The following is a 23,191-nucleotide window of genomic DNA, read 5'->3' on the forward strand; positions in this document are numbered from 1 at the left end:
GCGCTAAAAGAGCAATTAGGCCAGCACCCGCCAAACAACCACGACGATGGCCAATAGATAAAAGACAGGCGCAAACAAGCCGACTTGCGTGGCAATCGCAATAAAGATAGCAAAGCCTGAGAGTGCCAGCCAGTCGCGGCGACGGTCATTGAGCATATCCGCTCGAATTTGCTGTATTTCTCTGAGCTGACTGTCTTGCCGCGACCCTTGCGTGGCAAGGCTCTGTAAGCCTTGGTCGAGTAGTTTTGGGATATCCGTGGTCGATAATAACAGCTCTGGCAACTGTTGGCGCAGCTGTTGTAAGTTGCGCACAGGGTCGAGCTGCTCTTTGATCCAACCGCTAAGGATGGGCTTGGCAAGCGACCAAATATCAAGCTCAGGATATAGGTCGCGCCCCAGCCCCTCGACATGTACCAAGGTTTTAAGCAGTAGCATTAACTGTGGCGGAATACTCATATGATGACGACGAGCAATATCCAAAATCTGCATCAATACTCCAGCAAAATCGATGTCGTTAATGGATTTTTGTAGCATCGGACCGACGGTGCGTTTCATGTCACGCATGAGCGCATGCTTGTCGGCGTTAGGCGGTATCCAGCCTGCACGGCTAACAATATCTACCACGGCCGTGAAGTTGTTATTCATCACTGCCAGCAGCATCCGCGCTACCACCAGCTGATCGTCTCTTGATAGTGTACCCATGATGGCACAATCAAGGCCGATATAGCGCGGCTCATGGCCAAGCTGTGCCGTATCATCGTATAAATCCTTGACAGGTGGCGTCTCAACGAAGACATTACCTGGATGCATATCAGCATGAAAAAAGTTATCGCGAAACACTTGGGTAAAAAATATCGTTAAGCCTTTTTCTGCCAGTGTCGCACGGTCATAGCCCAGCTTATCAAATACCTCGACCTGCGAGATAGGAACGCCTTGGATGCGCTCCATGACCATGACGTTTTTGGCGGCATCATAAACTTCAGGCACATACATGAGTGCCGAGCCTAAGAAATTATTACGCATCTGCGTGGTATTGTCCGCCTCCAAGGTCAAGTCCAGCTCATTGAGCATCACTTGGCGATAGTCTTCGACGATATCGATGATATGTACCGCGCGCGCCGCTTCGATACGCGCCGATGCCCAGCCGGCCAGCTCGCGCAGTAGTTCAAAGTCAGAGACGATGGTGGCGCGAATATCAGGCCGTACCACCTTTACCACCACTTCACGACCATCATGCAAGGCCGCGGTGTGTACTTGGGCGATAGATGCCGCCGCTAGTGGCTTGACATCAAAGCGGGAAAACAATGTGGTGATTGGTTGACCGAGGCCGTGTTTTGGGTGCTGAATCTGAGCAATGGCAACGTCAGCGTCGAAGGGTTTGACTTTGTCTTGTAGCTGCACCAACTGCTCGATGATTTCGGGTGGCACCAGATCACGGCGCGTAGAGAGCAGCTGGCCAAGTTTTAAAAACAGCGTGCCCATGTCTTCTAGGGCGTACTTAATGGCGTTGGGCTGATGTTTTTTGCCCCACGCGGCAGGGTGCAGACGAATCAAGCGCGCGATAGGCTGTAACTGCGGCATCTCTTCTAAAGACAGGTGCGTATCGATGCGATAAGTGGCGGCGATACGCCAAAGCTCAAATAAACGGGCGCGGTGAGATAGTAGCATGAGAAATAAGCACTCTAAAAAATTCAAAAATAGGGTAGCGCGGTGCTTAGGGTTTGTTAAATATTCAACACGCCCCAGACCAGTTACTGATGAAACGAGTTGTTAAGAAAACGTGATTGCTCTTCTTTGATGGCCGCAAGTCTCGCTTCTTCGCGCGCCACATCAGCACGTAGCTTGAGGAGCTGCTGCCTGAGGTCATTAACTTCTGCCACCTCAGCGGGGTCAGGTGCGGCATTGCCTGCCACATCATTGGCCCAATTGCTGACGTCATCAAATGCGCGTTTGGCACTATGTCGCCAGCTGCTTTTTAGCTGAGAGATGAGCAGGTGTAATTGGCTGGCCATGGGCTTGCCGATGAAAGGCTCCAGCTGTCCTGCCACGTCAGGGTCAAACCCTGCGACCAGCTGTTTTAGCTGCATAAGTACCTTATAGTCGCCTGCGATAGGCAGGTTGCCTTCGGTGCCGCGCATCAGGTTGAGTAGTTGGGCAGGATTGTCGACTGTGATGGTACAATCTGGTCGGCTGTGACCGATACGCGCGCGCTGCCTACTGGCTTTTTGCCGCTCATCCATAGTGCCGCTTGGCTCAAACACACTGTCCGTGGTCACAGGCTCAAAGCGCAAACGCTCATGGCTAAACAGCACGTCTAGATGAATCTCAGGCACGGCCATCTCTAGCCGCAATACTTTACCAGCAAGCGGGGCCAATCCTGCTTTGGTAATGTCATCGCTAGCGATAGCAAGGTTAATCAGCTTTTCGGCACCAGCCAAAAGTAAAACAGTCAGCATAAGGCTCTCGCGTGTTTGGTGAAGCGCCTAACAACAGCGCTAAGTTTATAATAATCAACGATTACAGAGTGTGGCGGCTCAATAATCACCATCGTTGTCCTATCATGCAGTATGAAAGACGCAGCGTTAAGTACTACTTAGTTGTCCTATCATGCAGTATGAAAGACGCAGCGTTAAGTACTACTTACTAAACGCTAAACACTAAGTGCTAAGCAATATTACGCCTTAAAACCGCGATGCACCGCGACGATACCGGCGGTGAGATTGTGATAATCACAGTTTTCAAAGCCAGCTTTTTGCATCATTTGCTTTAGCGTTTGCTGATCAGGATGCATACGAATCGACTCTGCCAAGTACTGGTAACTCTCAGAATCATTGGCAATCAGCTTACCCATCATCGGTAGCGCTGTAAATGAATACAGATCATAGGCTTTAGACAGTGGCTCAAAAACCGGCTTTGAGAACTCCAAAATCAACAAGCGACCACCTGGCTTTAGTACGCGGTACATGGCTCGCAGCGCGGCGTCTTTGTCTGTGACGTTGCGTAGACCAAAGCTGATGGTCACCAAATCAAAGCTTTCATCATCAAACGGTGCCAGTGTTTCAGCGTTGGCCAATACAAAGTCTACGTTGTTGCAGCCTGCATTGATCAGGCGCTCACGGCCGACCTCTAGCATGGCCGCGTTGATGTCTGATAGTACCACATGGCCGTTGCGACCCACTTCGCGGCTAAACACTTTGGCCAAGTCGCCGGTGCCGCCAGCGATATCGAGTACCTGCTGACCGGCACGCACGCCTGATAAGCTAATCGCGTAACGCTTCCATAGACGATGGATACCAAATGACATAAGGTCGTTCATGATGTCATATTTTTTGGCAACAGAAGTAAAGACATCAGCCACACGTGCTTGTTTTTCTGCTTTATTGACTGTCTTATAGCCAAAGTGTGTCTGCTCATTGCCATCGGTTTCAGGCGTGTGCGGGTTGTTGATGTCATCGCGCTGATTAAATAGCGTCTGCTTGGCAGTTTGCGCTTGCGCAGCGCTAGGGTCGGCACTGTCATTGATCGTATTAGGCATAGTGGTTTGTTGACCTTGTGGGGTTCCGGTGGGTAAGTCTTGGACTTGGGTAAAATCATGGTGCTGGCTGCGCTGAGCATCTGTCTGCCGCGCTTGCGCTTGCGCTGTGATGTCTTGGTTATGACGGATGCTTTCTTTGACGAGACTGTCTTGCAGCTCGGCCTGCTTAGATGGCTCGTGGATGTTAGCGGCGCGGTTGGCGTTATCTGTGCTGTCGGTCATCATTGTGTCCTATTCGTTATTGTTATGATTTTCTTGGTAGGGCGTGTTGGTATTAGCCAATCTACACTATCAGTCTATGATACACCAAACCTCATTGGCTTACCGTCATTATCCGCGGCATGCACTTGCTCGATAATCAAAAGCTCCTGCTGGCAAAATGGCTCGATAAAATGACTGACGCTTTTGAGTGGTTTCATGGCCTGAAAGCCTGTGTCAATGAAATCATACAGTGGCTGAAAATTATAGCGATAGGCGGTGCCTTTGGCTAAAGCAAAGGCTTTTTTGAGCATAAATGAGTTTAAATGCTTGTCTGTGCGATAACAGACATCTTTGAGATTGGCGATTTGGACGCGGCGTGCTTCTGCTTCATCGACAGCACGATAGGCGGCCAGCATATTGTCTTCGGTCACTGGCAATTCTTGGGTCAGTAACCACTGCGCCAAATGCAAATCCAGCTCAATCGCCAAAATCGCCGCTTGAATGCCCATACTGCCAGCCTCCAGTGCCGACTCTTTTGCCAAGCGCTCAAGCTTTTGCGCTTTGGGTAAAATGCGCTCCAACTGTTTGGCCAGTAGCTTAAACTCATCGCCGCCATATAGCTGGGTCAAAAAATACTCAGCCATCAGTTGGTTTTTGGGCTGAGAAAACAGCTCATGGTGCGTGTGTTTGATGCGCGTTTGTTGCCATGACTGTACGTCTTTTAGTTTATTGTTTAGGGCATCGTCTTGATGATAGGGTAGCGCCCAAAAGCGGGTCAAGTGTTGTTGTAAGTTGGCTAAAGCGGCCATGGCAATCAATCCTATAAAATCAATAATATTATCAAAGTGCTGATAAATGGCGTGGTGTTACCTATCTGTCAATGACATATTTTAATGGTTTTGTGCGCAAAATAATTTTTAAAACGCTATAAAGATTTTAAAAACCGTATAAAAATACCGTCATTATAACGACAATGTCAGAAAGACAAGGTCAAAAAGCAGTACGGTCAATTCGCTATAAAATCGATACGCTCATATCAACGTGCAACTTTTTATGAAGCGGCTTTATAGCCATGTATCTGATTTATTTAGACGCAGCTATATCTTGCGTATCTCTAAAAGACAACCTGTAGCAAACGGACGTATCGTAAAAAGTGTTCACCTTAAAAGAAAACAAAACAGAATACAAATGCCAAACTGTTACCCAAATGGTTACACAGCAACGTTATTTAGTCTATTGGCTGAGTGCTAGTATAAAAATGGCTCAAAAATTTGCAAGATTGATGCAATGAATCAGCATTGGATGAGCCTATAAAAAGCCAATTAGGACGGAGGATGTGATGTCAAAAAATAACCATGCCGCAGAGCAGAGTGCACCAGCTGGACGCACGCCAGCTGATAAACAAGTCATCAGTCAGCGTCTCAAACCCAATCCGCTCAGCCAGTTTTCTATGGACAAAGATGCCCTGCGACTGGCGTTGGTCACGGCGCAATACGCCCTGCGGGCAACGCGGCAACAAAGCTCGCCTACCCATGACAAAGCCACAGGGCTGCTGGTACTGGTCAACGGGATGGAGCAAGCCGGTAAAGGCACCGCAGTCAAGCAGTTAAGAGGCTGGGTAGATCCGCGGCTACTAAAAGTCGAGGCGACCGTTGGCGACTGCCCACTGGATTATCAGCCGATTTGGCAAACGCATACCAACGTGTTGCCACGTCACGGTGACGTGATGGTGTATTTTGGGAATTGGTATGCTGACCTGCTGTATGACGTCATGCGTATGACCTGCGCAAAAGACACTACCGAAACAGCCGCTGGGACAAAGAGTCAAAACAGACAAGACGATGCGCCGTCATCTTTGATGTCTCGTATGACGACCAAGTGGCAAGACTATCTACAGCAGCAGCTGGCGAAATTAACTGCTTTTGAGCAGGATTTGGCGGCCAACCAAACGCGACTGCTTAAGTGCTGGTTCCATGTCGATGTCGATACGTTGCAAAAACGCCTGACTGACAAAATAGCAGACCCACAGTTTTTGTATCAAATGGACTGGCACGACAGACAAGTGGTCGATACCTTCAATGAGGTGGCAACCGCGCTGCTTAGACAACAACCAGACTGGGTCATCATCGATGGGGAAGACAAGTCTGCTGCCGCCGATCATTTTTGTCATGAGGTGCTGCACGCCATGCAAGAAGCGCTGGCAAGTAGCAAGACGAAGGATGACACTAAAGCAAAGTCTTATCCCAGCACCTTCGTGCCAGTCGCCATTCCCAATCAGCTACAAGAAATCACCAGCACAAAAATAGACAAGTCTGACTATAAAGAGGCGCTGGCAGCCAAGCAAGCGCGTTTGGCTGCGCTACTGCGTGCACGCAACGGTCGGCATGTTGTCTTTGCTTTTGAAGGCATGGATGCCGCTGGCAAGGGCGGGGCGATCAAAAGGCTAGTAGCGCCGCTCGATCCGCGCGAGTATCAGGTCTATAATATCGGGGCACCGATGCTTCATGAGCTGCAGCATCCTTATTTGTGGCGCTTTTGGCATAAACTGCCCAACGAGCACACTGACCGCATCAGTCGTATTGCTATCTTTGATCGGACTTGGTACGGGCGAGTGTTGGTTGAGCGTATCGAAGGCTTTGCTGACGCGGCGGCATGGCAGCGTGCCTATGATGAAATCAACCGTTTTGAGGCCGACCTAGCTGATGCAGGCACGCTGGTGATAAAATACTGGCTGGCCATCGACAAAAAAGAGCAGCTACAGCGCTTTGAGGCACGCCGGCAGACACCGCACAAGCAGTATAAGCTGACGGAGGATGATTGGCGCAATCGCGATAAGTGGGAGAGGTATGTACAGGCGGCAGCTGATATGCTGGCACGGACAGAAACAGACAAGGCACCATGGTGCGTCATTGCCACCAACGAAAAGCGCCAAGCGCGCTTGCAAGTCTTGGATCATGCCATCGAACAACTATCGTCGCTATAGGCGTATGGCGTAAATAAGCGTATAATGGCGCAGGTAAACACGGTATCATCTGCCCTAACCATGAGCAGTTACAAATCTTGTAATATCATCATGCATTATGTGCTTATATTGAATATAATAGGCGCGTAACGTTTCTTGCTACACCCAACAAAACGTAGCAAATAGAGTCTTGTGACCTGTATTGGTGCCTTTGGTAATACACCGACCATCACAGCTCTGACAACGCTTATCATAATTAGTAGTTATCAAGTACTAACATTATCATCACAAAAATCTAAGCCGCAAGATGCTGTAATCAGACGATTGAGCAATATCCCTTGCGGCTTTGTGACATGTTGCATTAAGGGTTTTACCTTCGGCACGCTTGTCTTTAATCGCATATAATTTCAATCAGCTTACGCAGGACGTATCAACGTATGGGTATTAGCAGCAGCTCTACAGGGCCCGCCAAATCAGTCGGCTCTATGAGAATAAATCTATTTTTTGCCATTTTACTGATTGCGATGACCGCCTACTTTTTATGGTGGGGTCTAGATTACACAATGCGTCAACAAACGACGCTATTTATTGTCGCCACCGCTTTTGGTGTCTTTATGGCATTTAATATCGGTGGTAACGATGTTGCCAACTCCTTTGGCACCTCGGTGGGCGCAGGGACGTTGACCATCCCGCAAGCGCTCGGGGTTGCCGCGATATTTGAAGTATCCGGCGCAGTGCTGGCAGGCGGGGAAGTGACAGATACTATCCGCAAAGGCATCGTAGACTTAGATGGTCTGACCGTCACGCCCAACCAGTTCATTTACGTCATGCTCTCAGCTTTGGTTGCGGCCGCATTCTGGCTGTTGTTTGCCACGCGCAAAGGCCTGCCAGTATCGACCACGCACTCTATCATCGGCGGGGTAGTTGGTAGCTCTATCGTGTTGGGCTTTGATTTGGGTGGCAGCGCGACGGCACTCTCGACAGTCGATTGGGGCACGGTTGGTACCATTGCCATCTCATGGGTGTTATCGCCTCTATTGGGTGGTATCTTGGCCTATATATTGTACGGTCAAATCAAGAAAAACATCATCGAGTATAACGATAGAACCGAGGCTCATATTGGTGAATTAAAAGCCAGTAAAAAAGTCTTAAAACAAAACCATAAAGAGTATCTGGAGCGTCTGACCGAGTCGGAGCAGCTGGCTTATACCTCAGCGATGCTGCGCGACCAAGAAATCTACAAAGATGATGATTGTGTCGTCGAAGATTTAGAAACGGACTATTACAAAAAGCTGTATGAGATCGAAAATGAGCGTAGCAGTCTAGATACGCTAAAAGCACTCAAGCAATGGGTGCCGATGATTGCTGCGCTCGGCGGCGCGATTATGACGTCTTTGGTGGTGTTTAAAGGTCTTAAAAACGTCAATAATAGCCTGACGACGCTACAAGGTTTTTTGATCATGGGCATGATTGCTGCCCTTGTCTGGTTGGCCACCTTTATCTACACCAAAAGTATCCGCGGTAAGCATAAAGAGGATTTGACCAAAGCGACCTTTATTATGTTTAGCTGGATGCAAGTATTTACGGCCTCCGCTTTTGCCTTTAGTCATGGCTCAAACGACATTGCCAACGCCGTCGGCCCGTTTGCGGCCATTATGGATGTCATCCGCACCAATGAGATTGCCTCACAAGCGGCAGTGCCACCAGCGGTGATGTTGACGTTTGGGGTGGCGCTGATCGTCGGTCTTTGGTTTATTGGTAAGGAAGTTATTCAAACTGTCGGTACCAATTTGGCAAAAATGCATCCCGCTTCTGGCTTTTCGGCAGAGTTGGCCGCCGCTGCCGTCGTGATGGGCGCCTCGACCATGGGCTTGCCAGTATCGAGTACGCATACGTTGGTCGGTGCGGTATTGGGGATTGGTATTGTCAACAGAGACACCAACTGGGCGCTGATGAAGCCAATTGGTCTGGCGTGGGTTGTCACTTTGCCAGCTGCTGCTACGATGTCTGCGATAAGCTATGTGGTTCTAAAAAATATCTTTTAACCAACAAAAGCGGCAACCATCATGCAAAGATACGCATGCAGATAGGTGGCCAGTGTTGTACACGAGCACACTCTCATAAAAAACGCTTATCAGCCTAATGCCGATAAGCGTTTTTTTATAAATGTAGAACCTATCCTATCTTAGCGCTCAGTCACAGACAGTGGATGGGACTAATCCGTACCAAACTGCTGACGCTTTTTGGCGAAAAAGCGATCCAAGCGATCCATGGCGTTTTCTAGATCATGGATATTGGGCAAAAACACCAAGCGGAAGTGGTCAGGTTTGTCCCAGTTAAACCCGGTGCCTTGTACCATCAGGACATTTTCTTCTACCAGTAGATCCATCATAAAGGCCATGTCGTCTTCGATAGGGTAAACCTCAGGGTCCATTTTGGGAAAACAATAAAACGCGCCCTGCGGCATGGTGCAAGAAATACCTTTAATGGCGTTGAGGCGAGTGACGGCCATTTCACGCTGCTTGTACAAGCGCCCCGTCTTTGAGGTCAGCTCTTTCATGCTTTGGTAGCCGCCCATCGCCGTTTGAATCGCGTACTGGCCTTGGACGTTGGAGCACAAGCGCATGGACGCCAGCATATCTAAGCCTTCGATAAAGTCGGCGGCGTGCTGCTTTTGCCCTGAAACCAGCATCCAGCCGGCACGAAAGCCTGCGATACGGTGCGACTTTGAGAGACCATTATAGGAGAGTACCAGTACGTCATCCGTCAAGGTGCTCATCGGTGTATGCACGGTATCATCATACAGAATACGATCATAAATCTCATCAGCCATGATAATCAGATTATGCGCTTTGGCCACTTCAATAATCTGTCGTAGCAGCTCGTCGCTGTAGAGCGCCCCTGTGGGGTTGTTGGGGTTGATCACGACGATGCCTTTGGTTTTGGGCGTGATTTTAGATTTGATGTCTTCGATATCTGGGTGCCAGTTATCGTCTTCATTACAGCGATAATGGACAGCAGTGCCACCAGCCAGATTTGCAGCAGCCGTCCACAGTGGATAGTCTGGCATCGGAATCAGTACTTCATCTCCATCATTCATCAGCGCCTGCATGGTCATCACAATCAGCTCAGACACGCCGTTGCCCAGATAGACGTCGCGCACATCGACGGCAGAGAGGAGTCCTTTTGATTGATAATATTGCAGCACGGCCTTTCGCGCCGAAAAAATCCCTTGCGAGTCTGAGTAACCAGTCGCCTCTGGCAGGTTCATTGATACGTCGCGCAAAATCTCATGCGGCGCCTCTAGACCGAAGGGCGCAGGGTTGCCAACGTTGAGCTTCAAAATACGTTTGCCTTCTGCTTCCATTTTATTGGCAGTCTGAAGTAGGGGGCCACGAATGTCGTAGCAGACGTTTTGTAATTTGTCAGACTTTTTTATTGTATTCATAAAGAGATCGCTTGTCTGGTTGGTTGGTGAAGGAGCTTGTGTCATGGCTGCATCAGCTTGGCTGATTGGTTTTTGGGATTGACTGATATGCTCGTCTAACGCGCGATGTTGGCCACTGGTTTGAGCTATCGCTAGCTCAGGGGCGCTGCTAGGGCGTGGCAGCTCCGTATCGGCTGCACTCTCACCGCGCAGCAGATATCCTTCGCTACAGCCCAAAATACGTGCCAATGTCGGCAGCTTGGATGAGACGATACCGTTGGTGCCACGCTCCCAGTTAGAGATAGCGCCGCGACTGACCTTAGCGCCAGCGGCAGTCATCGCTTGGGCTAGCTGCTCGGCGGTCAGCCCTTTATCACGGCGCAGCTGCACCAGTCGCTCAGCCTGAGTGCTCTTTTTATTGTTATCAGCCATTACATTTAAGCCTATATATATGTGGTAGTGCGAGTCTTACGCATCAATAAATCTGTGATTGCGGCGCATAAATTTTTAACGCCAATGCAAGATATTATTGCATTTTAGCTATCAATGCAAGCCGTATCTATTGGTTTATTTTATAATGCAAGAATAACTTGCAAAATATATCTTTAAGCGGTGCCCTGAGTATATCTGTAGCTTTTGCCAAGCTATCCGGTTTTTAAAGCATGACCAATTCGCCTAACCAATTTGACTATATAAGACGCTCATAAATTGCCAAAGGGAGAAGCGCTGCTTTCTTATCATTTTTATTACAGTGCTCATCAGACTTGAGAGGTAGAATGATATTCTTATAGTAGACACCTTGAATAATGCTGGTTGTATCAACAAATACACAGTATCGTTATTATTATCATGGGCTTAACTGGCTCTGTATTTTGGTAGTTTATAGCGAGATGGTGTTGTAGCGAAATAATGTTATAGCGATTAATCATAAAAAATCAGACAAAACCGATAAATAAGGATAAACCATGCAAGACAACCAACTTAGCAAAGAAGAAATCAGTCAATTGACCGACGCTGACTGGCGCGAGCGTTTGAGTAGCGAAGAGTATCATGTGATGCGCGAAAAAGGCACAGAGCGTCCGTTTACTGGCGTTTATAATGATGTCAATGACGAAGGCATCTACCGCTGTAAAGGCTGCGGTGCAAAGTTATTCGATGCTGACAACAAGTTTGATGCAGGCTGCGGCTGGCCAAGCTTTGATCAAGGTATCGACAATGCCGCTATCGATGAGCATGAAGACAACTCATTAGGTATGCGCCGTACCGAGGTGACCTGTAGTAACTGCGGCGCGCACTTGGGTCATGTGTTCCCTGATGGACCGCGTGAGACGACAGGTATGCGCTACTGTATCAACTCGGTTTCTATTGATTTGGATAAATCTGCAAAATAACCTGCTTTTGTGATTTTACCGCAGGGCTTATGAATGGCATCGCGCACGCATTTTTTGATATAAAAAAGTCTTGCTGGTCGTCAATGCGGCCAGCAAGTGCCGATTTACCCCGCAGTTTGAAGGGCTAGAGGGGTTGTGTCCGCAGTATAAAGGTCAGGTTTTTCATAGATAACATGGGATAGCGAGCCAAGCTGTGTATCCAAAATGCGTCAATATAAGAAATATCTGTAAATTTTAAGAAATATAAAATTAATAAAAACATAGGTTTGCTGATTATTTTTTAAAAATAAAAGAAAATTATAAAAAAAAGGCAAAATACCGTTTGACAGCCATGTGTAAATCTATATAATACACACCCACAGAGCGAGGCTTTAGTCAGTCAGCTTCTGTTAGAATAATCCCTTTAAGGAAGATTCTCTTGCGAAGCAAAAATTGCAATGCCATTTTTAACGCTTCTCAGGGTGATTAGCTCAGTTGGTAGAGCGTCTGCCTTACACGCAGAATGTCGGCAGTTCGAGCCTGTCATCACCCACCACTTATTAGCAAGTGGGCCCTTATAAAGGCAAAGTGCTAAGACGACCTAAGCAGCGGTAGTTCAGTTGGTTAGAATACCGGCCTGTCACGCCGGGGGTCGCGGGTTCGAGTCCCGTCCGCTGCGCCATATTTAAAACGAATTTAGACCTCTGGGTTTAAGCAAGTTTCGCCTCAAGCATTAAGTTGTTTGAGGTTTTTTTGTGTCTAAACTTCCGCTTAAAGCCTTTATCCGTAAGGGTTGGTCATTCTTTCTCTATAACCCTTAAGAAGTAGTCTACTCTTTAATAATGTATTTTCTATGAGTCTGTACGCACATACTCTGATTTTCGAGAATCGGTGACCAACTGCTCGGTGACCAAATGGTGACCATTTAGTGACCAAGGTTGTTAGGAGTTGGTTGTGACAGCCCACATATAACCTCGAATTAGAATTTTTAGGAAATATTCAGGCTATCAACGTGAGCTTCAGCAGAAATAAATGAATCAATTGATAACGCTTTTCTATCAACTAAATTCATCTCAATTTCGCCATGTGTTGTAGAGTTAGTCCAATAAACTCCTTCCATTTTGCTACAATTATCAGTGATTAGAAGCTCTCCACTTCCAAGCGTAATTTTATTTTCACTATTTTTAGTTCTAGTCAACTGATAAATATACATAAACTTTGTTGAAGAAGAAAAATTGTTAGTGTAGATTGTCGCTAAAATTGATTCAGACCTTTGACTCTTAGTAAACGATTGAATACTAATAGCAAAATACGTTTGTTTGATATAGAAATAAATCTCAATTGGGGGTAAGGGATCATCATCTACTTCTCTTTTATAGCTGCTTATCAAGCTACCTTTCCACAAGCCATTAATAGATGGCTTACTAAGAAGATTACCTAACCAAAGGTATTTTATTCTAAATTTATTTAGTAGAACCCCAATAATAAGCAACGAAGAAGTGATAGAAAAACTCAAAATCTTCCAAACTGATAAACTGGTTTTGATCCATTTTATAGTGCTTAATAAATATTGGAAAACATAGATAAAACTAAAGACGAGCGCAACTAAACCAATGAAAAATAGAATAATTTTTTTTAATTCGTTAAATTGTAATACTATAAAATTCACTTACCTAACTCTCCCTAATACAATTCCCATTTCGGTAAACCTTGATGCCATCAACATGACTGACTAACCCTACACTAACTATTCCCTTAGTAAGAGATGTAAGGTATGCAGTCATTTCCCTAGCTCCGCAAGGTCTAATAGCATCTAATACGCTAGTATCATTTATTTCAATTACAGGAGCGAGATATTGAGAAATATGGGTTAAAGTCATTAGGTCCATATTAAAGAAATGAAAACCATCATGATATGGTGATTGTTTTAATGATAGTCGATAAATTAGCTCTATAAAATTTTTATTTAATAAAGAATCTTCATCAGTATTTTTGTTTAAGCTGATGAAAGGTAAATTGGATAAGTCAGTATAAAATATAATTCCTGTGCCCATGAAGTCTTTATTATTTTTTTTATACAGACTCTTCAAACTACTCCAAATAAATTCTTCAGTTATAGTATTCATTATTAATTGCTCCAAAGCTTATTATTGCTTTAATAGAAATTTGACACATACAGTAAATAATACTATAGTCAGTCTTTTATAAATAAGATACAATGCTTTTAAAATAAAGAGAAAGATATAATCATTATGACTTACTCAGCAGACTTTCGAACGCAAGTTATAGTCACTGCACTACAAAAGAGTTATGATCTGGATGAATATCATAAAACAATTTAGATAAGTCATTTTCCATCCAGCCTTGACGTAGAAACTTCACTTGAGCCCACTTCTTCTCGATGGGATTTAAGTCAGGACTATAAGGTGGTAAGAATAATAGCTTGTGACCATGCCTGTTAAGCAGCTTTTGAACGCGCTTATGAAAGGCCGCATTATCCATAACGATCACACATTTTCTCTTAAGCTTTGGTATCAGCGTGAACTTGCACCAGTGATAGAAAACCTTTTTATTAATGTTGTTCTTTAAGCAATCGAGTGCAAACAGCGTTTTGCCATATAGTGCACCAATGACGTTGGTTCGATCTTTGGCTTGCCAGTTATAACGGTCAATGCAAGGGCTACCAATGGGTGCATAACCAAAGGGACGCATCGTTTCACTCTCAAAGCCACTCTCGTCCATATAGACAATAGCAAAGCCTTGAGCAATGTAGTGATTAAGCTTGGCCAGATAAGTCGCTCTTTTCACAGGACAGGCTTTGGGATGCTCAAGTGTCTTTTTTTTTGCTAACACCAATACGCTTTAAGGCTTTACTAATACCTGTTGGGCTACATCTGAAACGCTGGGCTCGCTCATAATGGTAATCGTCAGGGTAATCCTTAACATCTTGAGCTAAGGCTTCATCCTCTATTTTGTAGGGCTTAATGTCTCGAGTGGTTTTACTGTGGAGACGCTTTTTCCACTTCTGGATGGTCGTTGGACTGATATCATAGAAAACAGCAGCTTCGGCAAAGGTCATGCCCTCATCTAAGCTTTTTAAGACTTGTTTGCGATAATCTAGGGAGTAAGTCATGGTTATTTATTGTGGTAATCGTTTAGTTGATTTATTTTATAACACTTTTATGGTCAGGTGACTATATAAAAAGCGTCAAAGACAAAGACATGAGCATTCGTCAAGCTTGTATTTTCTATGACATCAGCAAAACCACTTTACAGCGTTGGCTGAAAAATCCAAGTATCAAACAAACTCGGGATAAGCCACCCAGTAAAATACCAAATGAAGCACTTCTCAAAGACGTCGCGCAGTATCCAGACGATTACATGTACGAGCGAGCTCAACGTTTAGGCTGTAGCAAGTCAGGCATTGATATTGCCCTAAAGCGCCTTGGTATCAGTCAAAAAAAAGACCTTAGAGCATCCAAAAGCGTGTCCAATAAAAAGAGCAGCGTATCAGAGTAAGCTCAATAGTTTTATTCAGCAAGGCTATCCCATTGTGTACATGGATGAAAGCGGCTTTGAGGCTGAAACCATTCGTTCTCATGGCTATGCACCGATAGGTAAACCCTGTATCGACAGCTATAACTGGCAAGCAAGAAAGCGCACTAACGTTATTGGTGCGCTCTATGAAAAAATGTTATTTGCCTTAGATTACTTTGAGCAAAATATTAACAGCAGCATATTCTACCACTGGTGCAAACACACGCTAATACCAAGTCTTAAAACAAAATGTGTGATCGTGATGGACAATGCTAGATTTCATAAGAACAAATGCATTCAAAAACTACTGAACAGACATGGCCATCGTATTCTTTGGTTGCCACCCTACAGCCCTGATCTAAACCCCATTGAAAAGAAGTGGGCACAGGCAAAATTTCTACGTCAAGGCTGGATGGAGAATAATCTACCTAAGCTGTTTCATGATATGGGTTGTATCTCTTTTATTCTAGACTGACTATACTAATTTATTATCTAAGTTTGCTAAAGCTGAAAACAATCAATTAACAGACGCACAAAAACAGCAAATCCAAGATCTAATCGCTGCTCAAAACAATGGCAAACCGGTTGATGCGGCGAAAGTTAAAGACTTGATTGAAAATATCAGCACTCAAATTGATCACTATGCTGCTGATGAGATCCGAACAAGTGGTAATAAAATCGATCTGCCAAACAGTGGCCTATTTGGGACAAATCCTGACAGCAGCGCTGACTACCTCATCGAGACCGATCCTGCCTTTGCCAATTATAAAAACTGGCTGTCGTCTGGCTATATGCTCGATAGGCTCAAGCTCGACCCTAGCGTCACCCAAAAGCGCTTGGGTGATGGCTACTACGAGCAGCAGTACATCCGTGATCAGATCATGATGCTAACGGGTCGCTACTATTTGGGCAACTACGGCGATCAAGATACGCAGTATAAATCACTAATGGATGCAGGTATCACAGCCGCGCAGACATTAAACCTACGCCCAGGTATCGCATTAACCGACAATCAAGTCGCTAAACTGACCACCGACATCGTTTGGTTAGTGGCGCAAAACATCACCCTAGCCGATGGCAGCAGCCAAAGCGTCCTAGTTCCTAAAGTCTATACCCGTCAAGCCGCTTCTCAAATCGATGGTACTGGTAACCTAATCGCGGCTAATAACATCGACATGTCGCTGTCAGGTGACCTTGATAACCAAGGCAATATCGTTGGTCATAAACAGGTTAAGATTAATGCCAATAGCTTGACCAATCAAAATGGCGGCGTGATTGCAGGTGACTATGTTCAAATAGGTACGCAGAATGATCTGAACAACCTTGGCGGCACCCTAGCTGCCAATAGCGCCATGCAGCTCAATGTCGGCGGTGACCTTAACAACCAAAGCATTACCTACAACACCCAGGCTGTCAAAGGCGCTAGTAATGGCTCTCGCACAGGCATCGCCCAAATAGCCAGCATCTATATCGGCGATGGCCTTAAAGGACAAGTAGACGCTGATGGCAACCCGCTCACCACCTTCGTTGCTAATATGGGCGGCAACACCACCTTCACCGCAGGCCGATTGGATAACCTAGGCGGTAGCAGCCTTATTGACACCAAAGGAAATGTTGCTCTTAATGCCGTCAATACCAGCTACCAAACCAACAGTATTGAGGATGCTAACAACTACTTTAAGCAAGGCGAGTCCACCGATGTAGGTAGCCAGCTTCGCGGCAACAGCGACATCATCATCAAAGCCGGCAATAACGTTACTGGCACTGCTACTCAGATCAACAGCAACAGCGGCACAGTTGGCATTAAAGCTGGCAACGACATTACCTTTACTGAAGGTCGTAACACCCAAAACCTAAGCACAGCGACCAAAACGACTAGTAAAGACTTCTTAAGTAAAGAGACTACCCAAGATAGATTTGATTCGCAAAGTGATAACGCCATTACTAGCAACATAGAAGGCAATAAAGTCGCTATGCAAGCCGGTAATGACATCAGCTTCACTGGCACTAATGCCATTAGTGATACAGGTACTACTCTTAGCGCTGACGGTGACATCGATATCCTATCGGCTAAGAATACCTCAAGCCAAAGCACCTTTAGCCAAACTAAAAAGTCAGGTCTGTTTGGCAGTGATGGCGGCATAGGCTTTACTATTGGTAAGCAGCAAACCGACGACAGCAATACCAAAACCGCACTGACCCACACTGCTAGTAATATCGGCGCAATCGACGGCAACGTCATCATCAATGCAGGCGGCACTTATCAGCAGACAGGCAGCAACCTAATCGCTGGAATGGGTGCAGACACTGACAAAGACATCAATGCTGATGCTAACGACCCCAACCGAGGCAATACCGTAGTCCGCGCCCAAGATATTAACATCGATAACGCCTTAGATATTTATAAAAACCAAAGTGAGAGTAAGTTTAAACAAACAGGTCTCACTGTCTCAGTCTCTAATAGCCTCATCGATAGCGCTCGTGCCATTGACGACCTAGCTGAAGCGGCAGGTAACACCGAAAGTGTGCGTATGAAAGGCATGGCAAGTGCTGCAGGCTTATTAAAGGTCAAAGCCTTAGCCAAACAAGCTGCTAGTGCTACAAAAGGACTAGCTGGTGGTATCAATGCAGATAGCCTAAAAGGTATGGGCAACACTCGCATTCAAGCCACTATCGGTAGTCAAAAGAGCCAATCAAATAGCTCAAGCTACACTGAGGTTAACCAAGGCTCAAATATTAATACTAACAACCTAGCGCTCATCGCCACAGGTGCTGGCACTGATAGCAACATTAATATCAATGGCAGCAGTCTCAACGTCACCAATGATGCCCTATTCCAAGCCGACAATGACTTCAATGTCAGTGGCGTCGCCCAAGAGAGTAATACTCGTAGTGATAACTCAAGCTCAAGCGCCGCTATTGGCGGTTATGCATCGACAGGTAGCGGTGTCGGCATTACTGCCAGTGCTAGCAAGGGCAAAGGCTATGCCAACAGTGATTCAGTGACTTATGCCAATAGCAACATCAACGTTGGTAGTACAACCACCTTCGATATCGGTAATGATGTCAATATCAAAGGTGGCGTCATTAACACTGATAGAGCACAAGGCGTGATCGGCGGTGATGTCAACATTGAATCGCTACAAGATACCGCTACTTATGACAGCAATCAGAAGAATGCAGGCTTTACCCTTGATGTTGACCTAAAAGGTGCAGGATCCAGTCTGTCTGTCAATGGCGGCAAGACTGACGTTAATGCGGACTATAAAGCCGTGGGTGAACAGTCTGGAATATTCACGGAAGATGGCGGCTTCGACCTCACTGTGGATGGTAAAACCACCTTAATAGGTGGTGCGATTACCACGACTGACAAAGCCCTAGATCTAGGACTCAACAAATACGAAAGCCGTGGCGGTATTACTACGCAAGATATTGAGAACACGACCAGCTATGAGGGTGATGCGATACAAGTTGGTGTTAGTCTCGGTAATACCACAGGCAAACCGCAAGCGCAAATGAACGGGCTTGGCTATGGCACGGACAGCGACAGTGATAGTAGCATTACAAAAGCAGGTATCACAGGAGTAGCGGGTAATAGTGGTATTACTACTGATAATCAAGCGGAGTATGCAGGAATACTTGTAAACGAGTTTGATGAACAAAGAGTCAATGAGGAGCTTGGGGCGCAGGTTGAGATCACCCAAGCCTTTGATCAAGAGCGGCGTAAGATTAAGACTGAGTTGAATCAAAAGGAACAGGGCTTAAGAGCTGAAGCGGAAGAAGCGTTTAACAATGGGAATTTTGACCTAGCAGAAGAAAAGGCTCTAGCTGCTGGTAAGCTAGAAACACAAGGTTTGCTGTTTGATGCTATCTCTGGTGCCATTTATGGGCCGAATAGTAATGGAGCAGTAGGATATGCTACCAAAGCTGCAAGTCCTTTTGTAGCGAATCAGATTGGGCAGTATTACAAGGAGCTTGCAGAGGAACAAGGTGGCAATCTCACTGGTACTCAACAAGCAGGCCATATATTAGCGCATGGTATATTGGGAGCTGCGACTAGTTCTGCTACGGGGAATGATGCGCTGACTGGCGGACTATCTGCTGGTACAGGAGAAGCTGCTGCGCCTTTAATTTCTGATTTCCTCTATGGCACTAGTGATCCAAGTAAATTGACCGCTGAGCAAAAGGATACGATTAGCAGTATTACTAGCGCTTTGGGTGCTGGTATTGGTCTCACAACAGGTAACGCTAGTGATGTCGCCAATGCGGCTGAGACGAGTAAGGTTGCGGTTGAAGATAATAATTTAAAAAATAAAGATGTTAAAGAGCTGCTACGACAGATAGATGTTGCTAAAGCAAAATATAAAGGTGGCGAACTTGACACCAAAATGAGAGAAATTAGAGCTTTAGCGGCAAAAATGTCTGAAGACAATTATAAGGAGATTAAAGCTTGTGAAAAAAATCCAACCGAAGCTTGCTTAAACAGGATTAAAGTTGATTATGGCAATGTCAATTTTAAAGAATTAGGCGATGACCCCTGCCGTCAAATCCGTATAACTAAACTTGGGAGATCTTAATCTCGCCGCTTGACAGTAAATCAAACCTCGTCTAGCTTAGCGATCGGTCGCCATTCGCTAACAATGAAACAGTGGGATACGATTTTTGGAGGAGTAAGGAGGTATATTGAGGTGCTTTTAGCAATACCGATCTAAAATTAATGTATAAAATATATACCTATTTTTCATTATAAAGTATAATTTTTATACCTTATATGTGACCAAAATTGGTATATCTGACTTGATAAATAACGTTAAATGACGCTAAACGTCATTTGGATATTTTCTACTCACGTCTTTATATATAAGGGTTTGTAGGTTAAAGTTCTTTAATATAGGTTAACGAAATATGGTCGGTCTAGCCTGTCACGCCGGGGGTCGCGGGTTCGAGTCCCGTCCGCTGCGCCATATTTAAAACGAATTTAAACCTTTGAGTTTAAGCAAGTTTCGCCTCAAGCATTAGATTGTTTGGGGTTTTTTTGTGTCTGCAAAATCTGTTGGTAGAAGATCTGTTGGTAGAAGACAGGTATCCATAGCTGGTGTATTTGGACTCCACTATACTTGCGCCAGATACAGCTTAACACTCACGGCAAAGTACTCATGATCTCTGATGCGAATGCTGACAGTACCGTCATGAGCTTGGGTGATGGCTTGTACGATAGATAGCCCCAGCCCCGATCCAGCATGCATGTTGGTAGTGGTATGATGACGATGAAAGCGCTCGAACAGCTTGTTTGCGTCTACTTGACTGACAGGCTGCGCCATGCGATTGGTAATGGTAATGATGAGCGCTGACCGATGAGCTGTACTGATGTTAGAGGGTTTGATAGGTTGCAGCTGCGATGGGTCTTCGATGGCAGCGTCGACGCTAATAACGCTGTCACTGGCGGCGTAATGTATGGCGTTTGACATAAGGTTGGCAAACAGTCTTTGTAGCAGACCTTCATCGCCCAATACTACCTCAAAACTGCCTGTTTTTTTAAAGAGTAAGCGGCGGTCTTCGGCTATCAGCTCAAAATAATCCAGCAGTTTTATGATCAACTCCTCTGTATTCACTGGCGCAAGCTGTGAGTCATGTAGCCCTTTTTGAGTTTTGGCAAGCAGCAGCATATTATTGATGAGGCTTGATAGTTGCTGGAGTGTGTCGTGCTGATGGTGTAGCTGCTCGATGTACTCTTCAGTATCTCGGGTCTTACTCAGCATGACTTGGGTTTGCGTACCAAGGGTGGCTAGCGGTGTGCGCAGCTCGTGGGCGATATTGTCCGAAAACCGCAGTAATGAAGCAAAATTACTCTCAAGTTTACTCATCATGAGGTTGTAAGACTCGGCCAAAGGCCGTAGCTCGCGCGGCATGTCACTGACGCTCACTCTTTCATCCAAGCGCTCTGGATTGATGCCTTGCATCTTTTGTACAATGGTGGATAAAGGCGCAAATCCCCAATAGACGCTCAAGGCCGCAACAGAAACCAGTAACAACGTAATTGCCAGTAAAATCAGGCTTAGCTGACGATTGAACTGTAAAAGGTACTGATGATGGACATCGATTGGTAAGGCAATCAAGGCCAGGATCTGCTCGTCTTTGATGAGCACCGCGCGGTAGTTTCGGTCATTGATTTTGGTGACAAATTGCTGCTCGTGATGCGTTTGCCATAATGACCAAAGGTCAAAGTCCGCTGGCAGCTCATGGGCAAAGCCACTTGGCGCACTGGACAGTTGATGCCCTTGTCTGTCAGTCACTAGGATTTTTAGATTATAGTCTGACCATGAGGCGTGCAGGTCATCAGGATAAAGTGGCGCTGAAGGCGTAGAGGACAATGGCAAAGTCGCCGTCGTGCGTTCATTAAAATAATCGGCACGTTTGCGCAAATTAAAGGCAGCATGTGTGATGATCTCTGAGTCCATTTGCTCAAAGTGGCCGCTGACCGAGCGTTGTACCCAAATATAAATGACGATTTGGGAGATGACGACAAAAATCGTCAATAAAAAAATCGTACGCCATAATAGTGGTAAGCGCCGATTATCAAAGCGGTATTTCATCGCGCGTTATCCGTCTCTGCTATGGCAGTATCTGCCGCATCTAAGCGATATCCCATACCGCGCACGGTATGAATAAGCTTGGTCTCATAGTCATCATCGATTTTGAGCCGTAGGCGTCTGATGGCAACATCGATGACATTGGTATCACTATCAAAATTCATGTCCCATACTTGTGAGGCGATGACAGAGCGTGGGAGCACCTCACCTCGGCGCTCAAGCATAAACTGCAACAAAGCAAACTCTTTGGCCGTCAGCTTAATGGCTGTATCGCCTCTATGCACAGTGCGCTTGGCGATATCCATCTGTAGGTCTGCTATCTGTAATATCGTGCTGTTATAGTCTGCTTGATTGGCGCGGCGCAAGAGGCTTTTTATACGCACGATCAGCTCGGCGAAGGCAAAAGGTTTGGTCAGATAATCATCGCCGCCGATCTCGATGCCTTTGACTCGATCGCTCAACTCGTCTTTTGCGGTCAAAAACAGCACAGGCGTCTGCTTACCGGCAGCGCGATAATTGCGTATCAGCTCAAAGCCGCTGATATCAGGCAACATGACATCCATCAGCACCACGCTATACTCATCGGTCATGAGCGCATGATAGCCATCTAGACCCGTTGTATGATGCTCAACGACAAACCCCGCTTCTGTTAGTCCTTTTTTTATATACTCGCCAAGTTTGATCTCATCTTCTACCAATAATACCTTCATCATCCCACCTCGCAGATTAGGTTCATAGCATAAGGCCATACTAAAGGATTCTGTCTGCTATGAACATCGATGGTGGCAAAGATGACAGGATTGTCATCTGCACGTCATCTGCCGGTCAGAATGGGGTCGCTAATATATAAACTATGGACGGTATCGGCCGCCGCATTTATAACGGCTGTTGACTTAGTGAAAGGCCGCCCGCTCTACAGTATTATCTGATACAAGGCAATGGGATAAAAAAGGATAAAAGCATGATGTTTAATACAGACCATAAGTGGTTGGGCGGCGTTGTTTTATTGACGGCGAGCGTTGGGCTGATGGCTTGTAGTCAGCCAGATGTCGATGCGGCTGATAAGCAAACGACGGCGAGCACGCAAGTACCAGCAGAGGCTATAAGCCCAGCGTCAAATACAAAGGCATCAGACATGCAGCCGTCATCCACCATTTTACAAAACGTCTCGGCCACCGTCTACAAAGATGCCAATTGTGGCTGCTGTAAAGAATGGATCGGTCATGCCGAGGAACATGGTATGACGGCAGACGGGCAAGATGTCAGCGACTTGGCGGTGTTTAAACAGCGCTACGGCGTGCCTGACAATATGCGCTCTTGTCATACTGCGGTGACGAGTGATGGCTATGTGTTTGAAGGTCATGTACCAGCCAAGTATGTGGCGCAGTTTTTAGCTAATCCGCCTGCCGATGCTATCGGCCTTGCGGTGCCGGGTATGCCTATGGGCAGTCCAGGTATGGAGTATCAAAACAGATTTGATCCGTATCAAATCATGCAAATTAACAAAGACGGTAGCAGCACGGTTTATGCACAGATTGAATCGCCGCAGCAGCAACTATAATTTGAAGC

18 protein-coding genes, 2 tRNA genes and 1 pseudogene are annotated in these 23,191 nt (G+C 46.0%); 10 read left to right on the forward strand and 11 right to left on the reverse strand.

The annotated features are described in order from the left end of the window. Window positions 1-15 precede the first annotated feature (15 nt). The 4 genes from AADH33_RS03830 to AADH33_RS03845 form a co-directional block, all read right to left on the reverse strand. Window positions 16-1,668: an ABC1 kinase family protein gene (locus AADH33_RS03830; RefSeq protein WP_348549614.1), complete on the reverse strand. Its 1,653-nt coding sequence runs from the start codon at window positions 1,666-1,668 to the stop codon at window positions 16-18. 83 nt (window positions 1,669-1,751) lie between these two features. Further along, window positions 1,752-2,456: a ubiquinone biosynthesis accessory factor UbiJ gene (locus AADH33_RS03835; RefSeq protein ID WP_288996640.1), complete on the reverse strand. Its 705-nt coding sequence runs from the start codon at window positions 2,454-2,456 to the stop codon at window positions 1,752-1,754. Window positions 2,457-2,674: 218 nt separating this feature from the next. Then, the gene (gene ubiE / locus AADH33_RS03840) at window positions 2,675-3,757 is read right to left on the reverse strand and encodes a bifunctional demethylmenaquinone methyltransferase/2-methoxy-6-polyprenyl-1,4-benzoquinol methylase UbiE (RefSeq protein ID WP_348549946.1); all 1,083 of its coding nucleotides are present in this window, start codon (window positions 3,755-3,757) and stop codon (window positions 2,675-2,677) included. A 74-nt stretch (window positions 3,758-3,831) separates the two neighbouring features. Further along, window positions 3,832-4,545, reverse strand: a complete 714-nt coding sequence (locus AADH33_RS03845; protein WP_198336594.1) for an FFLEELY motif protein — start codon at window positions 4,543-4,545, stop codon at window positions 3,832-3,834. A 530-nt stretch (window positions 4,546-5,075) separates the two neighbouring features. Here AADH33_RS03845 and AADH33_RS03850 point away from each other — a divergent pair. Then, complete coding sequence (locus AADH33_RS03850) at window positions 5,076-6,719, forward strand: ATPase (protein ID WP_348549615.1); 1,644 nt, start codon at window positions 5,076-5,078, stop codon at window positions 6,717-6,719. A gap of 416 nt (window positions 6,720-7,135) precedes the next feature. Beyond that, a complete protein-coding gene (locus tag AADH33_RS03855) occupies window positions 7,136-8,743 on the forward strand; it encodes an inorganic phosphate transporter (RefSeq protein WP_075100670.1) in 1,608 nt (535 codons plus the stop codon). 170 nt (window positions 8,744-8,913) lie between these two features. Here the strand turns inward: AADH33_RS03855 and AADH33_RS03860 are convergent, their stop codons facing one another. After that, complete coding sequence (locus tag AADH33_RS03860) at window positions 8,914-10,557, reverse strand: aminotransferase class I/II-fold pyridoxal phosphate-dependent enzyme (RefSeq protein WP_348549616.1); 1,644 nt, start codon at window positions 10,555-10,557, stop codon at window positions 8,914-8,916. Between the two features lie 533 nt (window positions 10,558-11,090). On the opposite strand from AADH33_RS03860, the gene msrB reads away from it, so the two are divergent. From msrB to AADH33_RS03880, 4 genes and pseudogenes are all read left to right on the forward strand, one after another. Next, complete coding sequence (gene msrB / locus AADH33_RS03865; RefSeq protein WP_100749890.1) at window positions 11,091-11,516, forward strand: peptide-methionine (R)-S-oxide reductase MsrB; 426 nt, start codon at window positions 11,091-11,093, stop codon at window positions 11,514-11,516. Between the two features lie 29 nt (window positions 11,517-11,545). Further along, window positions 11,546-11,673 (forward strand): annotated as a pseudogene (locus tag AADH33_RS03870) (glutathione peroxidase); the annotation flags it as partial. Between the two features lie 302 nt (window positions 11,674-11,975). Further along, window positions 11,976-12,051 (forward strand) — tRNA-Val (locus tag AADH33_RS03875). A gap of 49 nt (window positions 12,052-12,100) precedes the next feature. Then, window positions 12,101-12,177: transfer RNA gene (locus tag AADH33_RS03880), tRNA-Asp, on the forward strand. A 306-nt stretch (window positions 12,178-12,483) separates the two neighbouring features. Here the strand turns inward: AADH33_RS03880 and AADH33_RS03885 are convergent. The 4 genes from AADH33_RS03885 to AADH33_RS03900 form a co-directional block, all read right to left on the reverse strand. Continuing rightward, window positions 12,484-13,164, reverse strand: a complete 681-nt coding sequence (locus AADH33_RS03885) for a Cap15 family cyclic dinucleotide receptor domain-containing protein (RefSeq protein WP_348549617.1) — start codon at window positions 13,162-13,164, stop codon at window positions 12,484-12,486. A gap of 4 nt (window positions 13,165-13,168) precedes the next feature. After that, window positions 13,169-13,621, reverse strand: a complete 453-nt coding sequence (locus AADH33_RS03890; RefSeq protein ID WP_348549618.1) for a hypothetical protein — start codon at window positions 13,619-13,621, stop codon at window positions 13,169-13,171. A 163-nt stretch (window positions 13,622-13,784) separates the two neighbouring features. Continuing rightward, window positions 13,785-14,348, reverse strand: coding sequence for a transposase (locus AADH33_RS03895; RefSeq protein WP_348549619.1), 564 nt, complete (start codon window positions 14,346-14,348; stop codon window positions 13,785-13,787). Further along, window positions 14,323-14,628: an IS630 transposase-related protein gene (locus tag AADH33_RS03900; RefSeq protein ID WP_348549620.1), complete on the reverse strand. Its 306-nt coding sequence runs from the start codon at window positions 14,626-14,628 to the stop codon at window positions 14,323-14,325. Before AADH33_RS03900 ends, AADH33_RS03895 begins: the two co-directional genes overlap by 26 nt. An 89-nt stretch (window positions 14,629-14,717) precedes the next feature. Between AADH33_RS03900 and AADH33_RS03905 the strand changes: the two genes are divergently transcribed. From AADH33_RS03905 to AADH33_RS03915, 3 genes are all read left to right on the forward strand, one after another. Continuing rightward, window positions 14,718-15,014 carry an IS630 transposase-related protein gene (locus AADH33_RS03905; RefSeq protein WP_348549621.1) on the forward strand — a complete coding sequence of 99 codons (297 nt, stop codon included), beginning with the start codon at window positions 14,718-14,720 and terminating at the stop codon, window positions 15,012-15,014. After that, a complete protein-coding gene (locus AADH33_RS03910; protein ID WP_348548344.1) occupies window positions 14,941-15,507 on the forward strand; it encodes an IS630 family transposase in 567 nt (188 codons plus the stop codon). Before AADH33_RS03905 ends, AADH33_RS03910 begins: the two co-directional genes overlap by 74 nt. Before the next feature lie 133 nt (window positions 15,508-15,640). After that, window positions 15,641-19,609 carry a hemagglutinin repeat-containing protein gene (locus tag AADH33_RS03915; RefSeq protein WP_348549622.1) on the forward strand — a complete coding sequence of 1,323 codons (3,969 nt, stop codon included), beginning with the start codon at window positions 15,641-15,643 and terminating at the stop codon, window positions 19,607-19,609. A gap of 534 nt (window positions 19,610-20,143) precedes the next feature. On the opposite strand, the gene AADH33_RS03920 is transcribed toward AADH33_RS03915, so the two are convergent. Both AADH33_RS03920 and AADH33_RS03925 read right to left on the reverse strand, forming a co-directional pair. Then, entirely contained in the window at window positions 20,144-21,625 is a 1,482-nt protein-coding gene (locus AADH33_RS03920) for an ATP-binding protein (protein ID WP_348549623.1), read from the reverse strand. Further along, complete coding sequence (locus AADH33_RS03925; protein ID WP_348549947.1) at window positions 21,622-22,332, reverse strand: heavy metal response regulator transcription factor; 711 nt, start codon at window positions 22,330-22,332, stop codon at window positions 21,622-21,624. Before AADH33_RS03925 ends, AADH33_RS03920 begins: the two co-directional genes overlap by 4 nt. 251 nt (window positions 22,333-22,583) lie before the next feature. Here AADH33_RS03925 and AADH33_RS03930 point away from each other — a divergent pair, with 251 nt between their 5' ends. Continuing rightward, complete coding sequence (locus tag AADH33_RS03930; protein ID WP_348549624.1) at window positions 22,584-23,183, forward strand: DUF411 domain-containing protein; 600 nt, start codon at window positions 22,584-22,586, stop codon at window positions 23,181-23,183. The last annotated feature ends 8 nt before the right edge of the window (window positions 23,184-23,191 follow it).

The sequence above is a fragment of the Psychrobacter sp. KFRI-CH2-11 genome, assembly GCF_038239325.1.
GTDB classification, from domain to species: Bacteria; Pseudomonadota; Gammaproteobacteria; order Pseudomonadales; family Moraxellaceae; genus Psychrobacter; species Psychrobacter celer.